Here is a 10,619-nt window from a genome sequence, read left to right as displayed (position 1 = left end):
CGCGAGGCCGAGAACGGCGATCAGCAGCATCGCCTTGGGAAGATAAGACATTCGGTTGGTCCTTTTTTCATTGGCCTGAATCGGGCCACAGTAACAGGTTTTCGCGCCCCTGTGTATCGGGCAACGCGGTTGAATTTCAGCGTCCTTTTTTGGCGCGTCCTCAGGGCAGCAGCGGCGACCACGCCGGGTCACTCGCCGGGCCGCCGGTTGGCACGGGGCGCAAGTTACGCCCGGTGATGTCCACCGAATAAAGCGACGATTGCCCGGCCGCACCAGCACTTTCACGCGTAAACATGATCACGCGGCCATTGGGTGCCCAGGTCGGGCCCTCGTCAAGAAACGAGGCAGTCAGAAGGCGTTCCTCGGACCCGTCGGTGCGCATGACGCCGATGTGGAATCGGCCCTCATTCTGCTTGGTGAAGGCAATCAGATCGCCGCGCGGGCTCCAGACCGGGGTGCCGTAGCGACCCGCGCCGTTGGAAATCCGCCGTGGTTCGCCGCCACCCGCCGACATGATGTAAAGCTGCTGGGTGCCGGAACGGTCGCTCTCGAACACGATCTGGCTGCCGTCCGGGTTATAGCTTGGCGCGGTTTCAATGGACGGCGCATTGGTCAGGCGTTGCGAGGCACCCGAAGCGGTATCAACCGTATAAAGGTCGGTATTGCCACCTTGTTCCAGACTGTAAACCACTGTGCGCCCATTGGGGGCAAAGCGCGGCGCAAAGGTCATGGTGCCGGGTTGGTCCGCCAGTTCCCGCGCCTGCACGCTGGCCACATCCATCAGGTAAATCTTGGGAAACCCGCTTTGATACGAGGTATAGAGGATGCGGTCCCCGGTCGGGCTGAACCGTGGTGCCAGCACCAGCGAGCGGCTGTCGGTCAGGTACTGGATATTCGCGCCGTCATAATCCATCACCGCAAGGCGCTTGGCACGTTCATTCTTCGGTCCGGATTCTGAGACAAAAACCACGCGGCTGTCGAAATAGCCGCCCTCTCCCGTGATCCGGCTATAGACCGCATCGGCGACCTTATGCGCCATCCGCCGCCAGCTTTGCGGGGTGCCGGCAAATTGCAACCCCTCGCCCATCTGCTGACCGGAAAAGATGTCAAACAACCGGAATTTCACCACGATCCGGTCACCACTGGCGCTGACAGCACCTGTCACCAGGGCTTGCGCGTTGATCGCCTTCCAATCGGCATAGGCCACGGGGGCATCAAAGCTGTCGATCCGCCCGACATGGGCGCTGGCGGGTATTTCCCGGAACAATCCAGTTCCCGACAGGTCCGACGCGACCACGCGCGCGATATTGGTGGCATATTCACCCGCCGCCCCGGTCTCGGCGACGAAATTCGGCACCGCGAAAGGCAAAGGCTCAATCACGCCTTCAGTGATTTCAATCCGCAAGGGCCCATTCTGCGCCAGGGTCGGGGTGGCACAGAGGCCGCCGAGTGCCATTGTGACCGCAAGCAAAAGGCCAAAGGGTCTCTGATAGGTCATTTGATCCTCATTTTCTCCGGGTTGAACACCAGTTCAAGGTTACGCCATTGGGCGTATTTTTCAGGGGGAAGTTTGAAACCATCGGCCCCGCAGCGGATTACCGCGCGCCGGGCCGTCTCAAACGCTTGTCGTGCCGCGGCATCGGAGCCACCCGAAAACGCAGTCATCTTGATGGAGCCGATATCGGGCCGCCCGTCTTCACCAAGGTTCGCGGCCAAAGTGACGGTTACCTTCAACGCTTCCGACGAAAGCGAACCGACGTTCCAGCAAGCCTGAACCGCAACCCGCAACCCGTCCTTTTCGCCTGCTGTCATCGGCGGGCCGGTGGGGGCCGTGGCGGCGGAACCGCCAGCGTTGGACGACGACGCCTCCGCCACCGCAGCCGCCACCGCATCGGCGATCGCGTCCGTCGGCACATTGTTCGACGATACACTCTCGGTTTGTGCCGGACGCTCTGGCTGGGTCTCAGCCCGGCGCGCCGGGCGCTGCCTTGGCCGGGATGAGGCAGAAGGTGCCAGTGATTCCGGCTTGTTGGCTTCGGTCGCAAGTTCGGTTCCGGCGTCTTCCGGTGCGGTTTCGGGGCGCGGTTCTTCAACCACTTGCGCCTCAGGCGCGGCCTCGGGCGTCACCGCAGGGGTCGGCGTGGCGTCAGTCACCGCCTCGGGTGACGGTGCCTCGGTCGGGTTCGGTGCCACCCTCTGCGCCGGTTTCGGGCGCGGGCGGGCGCTGACCTGTGGCGCAAGGACTGGCGGTTCATTCACCGCCACTGGTGCGGGCGGCGTCGCCTCCTCCGGGGTTTGCGGTACGGGTTCGGGTGCTGTTTCGACGACATCGGGCGCGACATCCGGCACGGCCTCCGGGCGCGGCGGCGGCGGTTGCGTCACGGCAACGGGTGCCTCGGGTTGCGGCGTCTCGGTCGCGGGATCCTGCACCGGCGGCGTTGGTGTCGCCACATCGGTTTGCGGCGCTTCCGGTGCGGGCGCGGTGGGGGACGCTGCCTGAATCGCCTCAAACTCGGCGCTGGTGACCAAGGATACTTCGGTCACCGCTATTTCCGGCGCGTCATCATGGCGAATGAAGAACCCCCCAATCGTGACCCAAAGGATCAGGCCGACATGGCCGATACCTGAATAGAGAACGCCCTTGTCCATCACGCGAGCCTAGCCGCCGCTCGCGCCAAAGGATGGCCCGTCCGTATCCGTCACAAGACCGATATTGCGAAAGCCCCCGGCGTTGAGCGCGCCCATGACCTGCGCCACACGGCTATAGGGGATGGAGCCATCGGCGCGCAGGAAAATCTTGTCGCTGGTACGTTCCGCCGCCACCGCCTGCAATTTCGGGATCAGATCCGCGTCAGCCACTTCCTGCGTCTGGATCATCAGGCCGCCTTCGGCCGTCATGGTGATCGTCAGCGGTTCTTCCTGTTCCGTCGGCAAGGCGGTCGCTGCGGTTTTCGGCAGTTCAATCGGCACACCGACGGTCAGCATCGGGGCAGCCACCATGAAAATGATCATCAACACCAGCATCACATCGACGAAAGGTGTTACGTTTATTTCCGACATCGCAGCTGCCCTGCCGCGCCGCCGCCTGCGCCGCCCGCCGCCGCCGCCTGAATTTTGAACCACACCCGCGCCCATGGCTTAGCTGTCCAACTGGCGCGACAGAATGGTCGCAAACTCATCGGCAAAGGCTTCATACCCGCCGACGATCCGCTCACTGTCCGCATTCAGCTTGTTGTAGAACACCACCGCCGGAATGGCGGCAAAAAGCCCGATCCCGGTGGCCAGCAGCGCCTCGGCGATCCCCGGGGCCACAACGGCAAGGTTGGTGTTCTGGCTGATGGCAATCTGCTCAAACGCATGCTTGATCCCCCAGACCGTGCCGAACAGCCCGATGAAAGGTGCGGTCGACCCGGTGGTCGCCAGAAATGACAACCCGTTGGTCAGCTTCTCGCTTTGCTTGGCAATCGCCACATCCATCGAGCGGTCAATCCGCGCCTGCGCCCCTGCGATCAAGCCACCATCATCGCGGTGACTGCGCCGCCATTCCAGCATGCCCGACGCGAAAATCTTTTCCGATGCGCCCGAAGGATCGGACCCGATCTTCTCAAACAGCTCATCCAGCGGTTCACCGGACCAGAAGGCCCGGTCAAACACCGCCGCCTCCCGCCGCGCCAGTTTATAGGCGATATGCTTGCGGACGATGATGGCCCATGACCAGAAGGACATGACCAACAGCATCAGCATCACAAGCTGCACCGTCAGGGTTGCGCGCGCAAAAAGGGCCAGTAGCGAGAAATCAATCTCCCGCGCCGCCGCAAGGGTATCCGTTTCCATATCGCCTGCTCTTTGACTGTGGGTCGTTCACCGACCTCGGTATCAGATGATTCTATCCAGTTTTTTCGGCGAATGCCAATAGATCATGCAAAAAACGGGCAAGAAGTCGCCGCCCGACACATCAGATCGCCGATATCGCAGCGCGTACCGGTACGGGCATGCGCACGGGCCTGCCGGTCGCGGTCAAGCAGACCAGCGTAACCTCTGCGTCAAACAGCAAATCCTCGCCGCGCCGAACCTGCTGCGCCAGAATGATGCGCGCGCCGCCCAGCGATGCCAACCGCGTGTGAACCTGTAACATATCGTCATAAATCGCGGGCAAGAGGTAGTCGGCGACAACCCGACGCACCGCGAAAACCACGCCATGATCTCGGCGCAGAACCGATTGATCAATGCCAAGGTCGCGGATCCACTCGCTCCGCCCGCGTTCGATGAATTTCAGGTAATTGGCGTAATAGACGATCCCGGCCAGATCGGTATCCTCGTAATACACCCTTACGTTGAACTGATCCGTCATGCCCGCGCCTTGTCCTGCAAAGTAATATGCCACTGACACAAATCTGACGGAAATGCACCTGAGAACGATCAATCTCCGCGCGTTACATCAAATCGTTGAAGTCAACGTGGCGCGCGGATGCAGCGCCCTCTTCGGTTCACGTTGTTCAAGTATTCACCCCCTGCCCCGCCAAACCCATCCGCGCGGCAAGCCGCAAGGCGTGGCTCGGGTCATGCGCGACACGCGGCATCACCGGATCATAGGCCGCACGGATCAACGCAGCAATCTCCGCCCGCAACGCAATCGCCTCTCCCACCGTGACCAGAGCGGCGCGCGTTTTGAACGCCTGATCCGACCACAGCAGGATCACCTGAACCATTTGCGACAGGGCCAGAACCTCTGCCGGTGCTTCAGCCAGATCCGCGTCCATCCGCACAAAAACAAACGCCGCCTTGATTGCCCCCCCGGCGTCAAAGCGGAAGCTGCGATACTGGTTCGCCCCCGCCGCTTCAAGCCGATAGGTCAACGCCTCCAGATCGGGGATCATGTCCCCCAATCGTGGTACGTCACGCAATTCCGCCCAATCGGTCAGGAAAAACAACATCAGATTCGCGCCAAGTTCCGCGTCCGTCTCCGCCATCTGATGCCCGGCGAGCGCAACAACCGCCTCCACGACCCCTTTGACGACTGCCAGCGTCGTATCCTCGACGCCAAAAACCACCGGCACGATCGGCCGTCCCCAACGGGCAAACAGATATGCCCCGTCGCTCCGCGTGAAAAGTGTTTCAATCTCCGGTCCGTCCATGCTTACCTCCCGCCGCTGACCACCCTTTCCCCAATACCGCGCGGAAAAACAATATCCTCCGTCCTGATTTCATCTTGGTCAAAATACCTAATTCCCTCGGCAACATGCCGTAGGGTGGGCGCTGCACGCCGCCGCTATTTGACCTCGAACAAATCACTTTGCCCCGGTGTTCTCGGCGCTTCCAAGCCCAGATGTCGCCAAGCCCGCGCCGCCAGCATCCGCCCCCTCGGGGTGCGTTGGATAAGCCCCTGTTGCAGCAAATACGGCTCGATCACTTCCTCCAACCCGTCGCGCGCCTCGGACAATGCGGCGGATATCGTCTCAACGCCCACCGGACCGCCGCCGTAATGCTCTGCAAGCAGCATCATGTAGCGCCGGTCCGCGCCATCAAGACCAAGGTGATCGACACCCAGCCGCGTCAACGCCCGATCCGCAATTTCCCGCGTCAAGCGGCCATCGCCTTCGACTAGCACAAAATCGACTACGCGTCGCAACAGACGCCCGGCGATCCGAGGTGTTCCGCGCGCCCGTTTGGCGATTTCACGGGTGCCCTCAGGGTCCGCCCTGATCCCCATCAACCGCGCGCCGCGCGTCACGATCAGGTCCAGCTCATCCTCGGTATAAAACTGCAACCGTGTCGGGATGCCGAAACGGTCGCGCAAGGGCGTGGTCAGCAACCCAAGCCGTGTCGTCGCGCCGACCAGCGTAAAAGGTTGCAGATCAATCCGCACTGTCCGCGCCGCCGGCCCCTCTCCGATCACCAGATCGAGCGCGAAATCCTCCAGCGCCGGATAAAGCACCTCCTCCACCACCGGGGAAAGTCGGTGAATCTCGTCGATGAACAGCACATCGCGCGGCTCCATATTGGTCAGGATCGCGGCCAGATCGCCCGCCTTGGCCAGAACCGGCCCAGAAGTCATGCGAAACCCGACCCCGAGTTCGCGCGCCATGATCTGCGCCAGCGTGGTCTTGCCAAGCCCCGGCGGGCCGTGGAACAGCGTGTGGTCCATCGCCTCGCCCCGGATCTTCGCGGACTCGATGAACACCCGCAGATTGGCGCGCGCCTCGGCCTGGCCGACAAATTCCTCCAGGGTTTGCGGACGCATCGCGCGGTCGGCATCTTCCGGCAACCCTTCGGGGCGCAACGTCGGGTCGGGTTCCATTGCTTATCCTTTCGGGGCCAGCAGGCGCAACGCTGCCTTGATCAAGGCGCTGGTGCCCGCCGCCGTATCCTGCCCCGACACGGTTGCAACCGCCTGTGCCGCGTCGCCATGGCCATAGCCGAGATTGATCAGCGCCGAAAGCGCCTCCGCACTCGCCGCCGCATTTGACGGCAAGGACTGAACCGCAGGTTTCGCCGCTCTCGGCACCACAGGCTCAATCACATCATCCTCCGCAGCTCCCGCCATACTGGCCGGGTTCGCCGCCATCGCCATCACGGCGGGCGCTTTGGATTTCAACTCCAGCACCACGCGCTGCGCGATTTTCGGCCCGACGCCGGGGGCAGCCTGAATCGCCTTGGCATCACCCAAGGCAATTGCCCGCGCTACACCGTCCGGTCCAAGCGTGCCAAGAATGGCCATCGCGGCCTTGGCCCCGACCCCTTGCACCGTCACCAGCAAACGATGCCATTCCTTTTCCAGCATCGTCGGAAAGCCGAAAAGTTGCAGCAAATCCTCGCGCACCAACAGTTCGGTGAACAGCGCCACCGCCTCCCCCACACGCGGCAGTCCGGCCAAGGTGCGGTCAGAGACATGAACGATATAGCCGACCCCCCGCACGTCGATCAAAACATGATCCGACCCACGATAATCCAGCCTTCCTGCAATCTTGCCAATCATCCCGCCGCCCTTTTCAACGCTTCTTGCAACCGGTTGGAGCTTTGCAGATGATGCGCATGACAGATCGCAATCGCCAAGGCATCTGCGGCATCCGACCCGGCAATTTCCACGCCGGGCAGGTGAATCCGCACCATATGGTCAATCTGCGCCTTGGCGGCATGACCGACGCCGACCACGGTTTTCTTCACCGCGTTGGGCGCATATTCCCCGACGGCCAGCCCAAATTGCGCCGGAACCAACAGCGCGATCCCCCGTGCCTGCCCCAGCTTCAACGTCGCCACCGCGTCCTTGTTGACAAACGTATTCTCTACCGCGGCGGCATCGGGGGAAAAACGGCGCAGAACCTCGGTCAACTGGCGGTGCAGGCTTAGCAAGCGCAGCGCAAGATCGCCGGCATCCGGCCCCGGCGCGGAATGGCAAATGCCGTTCGCCACATGGGTCAGGCGCGATCCCATAACGTCGATCATCCCCCACCCAAGGTTCCGCAACCCCGGATCAATCCCCAATACGCGCATTTCCGCCCCTTTTTCTCGTTGAAAACCGAATAGCACGAAAAGGGAACATTCGCCAAGCGTCTTGATTTCACCTGCAATGTTGCAGAAATGATGCTGCACCTGCACGGTATTCGACACTCCATCTGCCGAAACCGACACATTCGCGATGCGCCTTAAAAATAAGGCAAAATTGCGGCGACAAGCCATGCGCGCGGCGCATTTCAGCCATGCCCTTTCGCGGATTGCTTTGCAGATGCAGCAAGCCTATCTGCCTCTTATCGAAACGCAATGCTGCTTTGACAGGCAGATTCACAAAGGATTACGGCAATGGCCGCTCTTGAAACCACCCGCACCGCGCCAATGGGCGCAACCACGACCTACAATGTCGTGTCTTTCTTCAGCAACATCGCGAATGCCGTGATTGCATGGAACGATGCGCGCGTTACCCGCAACTCGCTGGCAAAACTGTCGGACCGTGAACTTGACGATATCGGCCTGACCCGCAGCGACATCTACGACATCGCCAACGCAAATCGCTTCTGAGATCTGGCCATTATGCCCGACCCCTCCAGAAGCATCAGAGATGCAGACCGAAAAGGCCGCCTCCCTACCGGAGCGCGGCCTTTTTCATTTGCGGATCGGTGTTGGCAGACGTTTACGCGTCAGCCCTTCTTTTGCATGTTCTTGCGGATCACGTCGGAGACCCAGAGCGTCAAGCGGTCAGGTGCCATGATCGCCGCGCCGAGCTTGTCGAAACCTTCACCATTTTGCAATTCCGCGACGCGGTTGCCATAGGTCTGCGCGCCCACCGAATAGTGGATCGCACCTTTCAGGGCAAAGCCGCTCATCACAATAAAAACTACCGGGATCATTAGCTTGAGCTTGCTCTTGCGTTGCGGGCGATAGTAGTAGGACCGGCCGAGAACCCCGACCCCCTCAAAACCGAAACCAGCAGCATGGGCTTTGTTCAAACGGCCAACACGCTCATAAAAATCTTTGATATTCGGGTCATACATTTCAACACCACACTAACCGCCCCTGATAAGTCACATTACCCATGGAATCTGGCAAAACTTGGACAAATCATCGGGAAAACGGCCCGAAATGGCCTTATTTTCGCCTTATTTCAACGGATTAGCCTCGGCGCAGAACCAGTGTCGACCATTCACCCAGATCATCGCGGGAAACGGAAACAAAGCCTTCTGCGTGATAAGCCGCCTCAATCGAATCGGCCTGAACCGCCAAAAGACCGGAAAGGATGCAGAGCCCGTCCTCAGCAATGTACCTGGCCATATCAGGGGCAAGCTGCACCAACGGACCTTTCAGGATATTCGCGAACACCAGATCAAAGGGTGCCGCCTCCCGCAGACGCGGATGGTCGAACCCCGCCGCCTCCAGACATTCCACCCGGCCCTCAAGCGCATTGATCGCCATATTGGCGCGGGCAACGTCGACGGCCACCTCATCAATATCGGAGGCGATGATCAACGCGCCCGGCAACACCCGCGCCGCCGCAAGTGCCAGCACCGCAGTCCCGCAACCGATATCGGCGACGCGGGATGGCGCAAAACCTTGCCCCACCAGCTTGTCAAACGCCTTCAGACAGCCAAGCGTGGTGCCATGGTGGCCGGTGCCAAACGCGACCGTCGCCTCAATCTGCAACGGCACCCGCGCGGGATCATTTGGCACCTTGTCGGCATCATGGCTGCCATAGACGAAAAAGCGACCAGCCTCCACCGGGGCCAGTTCGCGGCGCACATGTGCGACCCAATCAATTTCCGGCAGTTCCGACAGCGCAAAGGGTTTCGCTTCAAACGCCGTCGCCAGCACTTCCAGCATCACCTTGTCGGGCGCTTCGAGAAAATAGGCGCCAACCTCCCACAACCCGCTGTCGTCCTCGATCTCGAAGACGCCAACGCCGGTCGGTTCCGGCTCCATCCCTTCCATCGCGTCGGCGAGCGCCTCGGCGGCGTCCTGCCCCATCAGGGTTGTCAGCGCGGAATAGGTGGGCATGGCGAAAACCTCATTGGCAGATACTAGGCCTCTGCCCTAGCCCTGCCCCCCTGCCCCGTCAAGCCGGGAGGCGGGCACCAAACCTGCGGGCGGAAAAGATCGTCTCATTGCCATCATCGGGGTCATGCGGCACCAACAACGCCAGAAACAGCGATACCAGCGCCATGCAAGCCGCCAGAATGAACACCGCCTTGGGCGAGATCACCCACAGATAACCAAGGCCCGCCGGCAAAAACACTGCCGCGATATGGTTGATGGTGAAGGATACCGCCGCCGTCGGTGCAATATCCGCCGGGTCAGCAATCTTCTGGAAATAGGTCTTTATCGCGAAGGCCATCGAAAAGAACATATGGTTCAGAACGTAAAGCGCGCAGGCAACATACCAATGCCATTCATAGACATAGAGCATGCCATAGCTGATGAACACTGCCGTCAGTCCGGTATATTCCACGATCAGCATCCGCCTCTCGCCAAAACGCGCAATCCAGCGCCCTATGGACGGGGCGACCAGCATGTTCAGCAGATAATTGACCATGAACAACGCGGTCAGCATCTGCACATCCATACCATAGCGCTCCACCATCATGAACGCGGCAAAGACGACAAATATCTGCCGCCGCGCGCCGGACATGAACTGCAACAGGTAATACAGCCAATAGCGCCGCCGCAGCACCATGGTCTTGTTTTGCGGATGCGGGGCGGAAAACTGCGGGAAGGCAAAGGCGCAATAAAGCGCAATCGCAATCGTCACCAACCCCGCTGTCACGAACACGGTATTGTAGGACAGTTCCAGCACATGCCACGTCACCACGATCAGACCGTAGGCGACCAGCGACGCCCCCGCCCCCACCGCTGCGATCTTGCCGATCACCTGCGGTGCAACTTTCCGGTCGATCCACTGCAACTGCAAACTCTGGTTCACCGTCTCGAAATAATGGAACCCGATGGACGACAGCACCGTCACCATCAGCAACCCGCCAAAGCTGGGGAAATGTGCCGTTATCGCGGTCGCAACTCCCAGCAGGATCAAGGCGACCACCGCCAACACCTGTTCACGCATCAGCAAAAGCACGGCGATCACGCCAATTGCCAGAAAACCGGGTATTTCGCGCACCGTATGCAGCCAACCGATGTCG

13 protein-coding genes are annotated in these 10,619 nt (G+C 60.7%); 1 reads left to right on the top strand and 12 read right to left on the bottom strand.

Features of this window, described 5'->3' with window-relative positions:
• Nucleotides 1-160 precede the first annotated feature (160 nt).
• The 9 genes from tolB to ruvC form a co-directional block, all read right to left on the bottom strand.
• Nucleotides 161-1,498, bottom strand: coding sequence for a Tol-Pal system beta propeller repeat protein TolB (gene tolB / locus L0H65_RS07580; RefSeq protein WP_301458245.1), 1,338 nt, complete (start codon nt 1,496-1,498; stop codon nt 161-163).
• On the bottom strand, nt 1,495-2,649 hold the full coding sequence (locus tag L0H65_RS07575) for a cell envelope biogenesis protein TolA (RefSeq protein WP_301458243.1): 1,155 nt from the start codon (nt 2,647-2,649) through the stop codon (nt 1,495-1,497). Before L0H65_RS07575 ends, tolB begins: the two co-directional genes overlap by 4 nt.
• 9 nt (nt 2,650-2,658) lie before the next feature.
• Nucleotides 2,659-3,135 carry a protein TolR gene (gene tolR, locus L0H65_RS07570; RefSeq protein ID WP_301458242.1) on the bottom strand — a complete coding sequence of 159 codons (477 nt, stop codon included), beginning with the start codon at nt 3,133-3,135 and terminating at the stop codon, nt 2,659-2,661.
• A 3-nt stretch (nt 3,136-3,138) separates the two neighbouring features.
• The gene (tolQ, locus tag L0H65_RS07565) at nt 3,139-3,834 is read right to left on the bottom strand and encodes a protein TolQ (protein ID WP_301458241.1); all 696 of its coding nucleotides are present in this window, start codon (nt 3,832-3,834) and stop codon (nt 3,139-3,141) included.
• A 121-nt stretch (nt 3,835-3,955) separates the two neighbouring features.
• Nucleotides 3,956-4,351, bottom strand: coding sequence for a tol-pal system-associated acyl-CoA thioesterase (gene ybgC / locus L0H65_RS07560; protein ID WP_301458240.1), 396 nt, complete (start codon nt 4,349-4,351; stop codon nt 3,956-3,958).
• Nucleotides 4,352-4,496: 145 nt separating this feature from the next.
• Nucleotides 4,497-5,135 (bottom strand): hypothetical protein, encoded by a 639-nt coding sequence (locus L0H65_RS07555; RefSeq protein ID WP_301458238.1) that lies wholly within the window; start codon nt 5,133-5,135, stop codon nt 4,497-4,499.
• 134 nt (nt 5,136-5,269) lie between these two features.
• Nucleotides 5,270-6,298, bottom strand: a complete 1,029-nt coding sequence (gene ruvB / locus L0H65_RS07550) for a Holliday junction branch migration DNA helicase RuvB (RefSeq protein WP_301458236.1) — start codon at nt 6,296-6,298, stop codon at nt 5,270-5,272.
• 3 nt (nt 6,299-6,301) lie between these two features.
• On the bottom strand, nt 6,302-6,976 hold the full coding sequence (gene ruvA, locus L0H65_RS07545) for a Holliday junction branch migration protein RuvA (RefSeq protein ID WP_301458234.1): 675 nt from the start codon (nt 6,974-6,976) through the stop codon (nt 6,302-6,304).
• Complete coding sequence (gene ruvC / locus L0H65_RS07540) at nt 6,973-7,491, bottom strand: crossover junction endodeoxyribonuclease RuvC (RefSeq protein WP_301458232.1); 519 nt, start codon at nt 7,489-7,491, stop codon at nt 6,973-6,975. Before ruvC ends, ruvA begins: the two co-directional genes overlap by 4 nt.
• Nucleotides 7,492-7,797: 306 nt before the next feature.
• Between ruvC and L0H65_RS07535 the strand changes: the two genes are divergently transcribed.
• Nucleotides 7,798-8,013, top strand: a complete 216-nt coding sequence (locus tag L0H65_RS07535; RefSeq protein ID WP_301458231.1) for a DUF1127 domain-containing protein — start codon at nt 7,798-7,800, stop codon at nt 8,011-8,013.
• 119 nt (nt 8,014-8,132) lie between these two features.
• Here L0H65_RS07535 and L0H65_RS07530 read toward each other — a convergent pair whose 3' ends face one another.
• From L0H65_RS07530 to L0H65_RS07520, 3 genes are all read right to left on the bottom strand, one after another.
• Entirely contained in the window at nt 8,133-8,486 is a 354-nt protein-coding gene (locus tag L0H65_RS07530; protein WP_301458230.1) for a hypothetical protein, read from the bottom strand.
• A 118-nt stretch (nt 8,487-8,604) separates the two neighbouring features.
• Nucleotides 8,605-9,483, bottom strand: coding sequence for a 50S ribosomal protein L11 methyltransferase (locus L0H65_RS07525; RefSeq protein WP_301458229.1), 879 nt, complete (start codon nt 9,481-9,483; stop codon nt 8,605-8,607).
• A 58-nt stretch (nt 9,484-9,541) separates the two neighbouring features.
• The coding region (locus L0H65_RS07520) for an MFS transporter (protein ID WP_301458228.1) at nt 9,542-10,619 on the bottom strand (1,078 nt) is incomplete at its 5' end.

Origin of the sequence: Pseudorhodobacter sp. (genome assembly GCF_030452865.1) — a bacterium.
Lineage (GTDB): Bacteria > Pseudomonadota > Alphaproteobacteria > Rhodobacterales > Rhodobacteraceae > Pseudorhodobacter.
The sequence above is the reverse complement of the archived record's forward strand: the minus strand, read 5'-3'. Positions and strand labels throughout refer to the sequence as shown.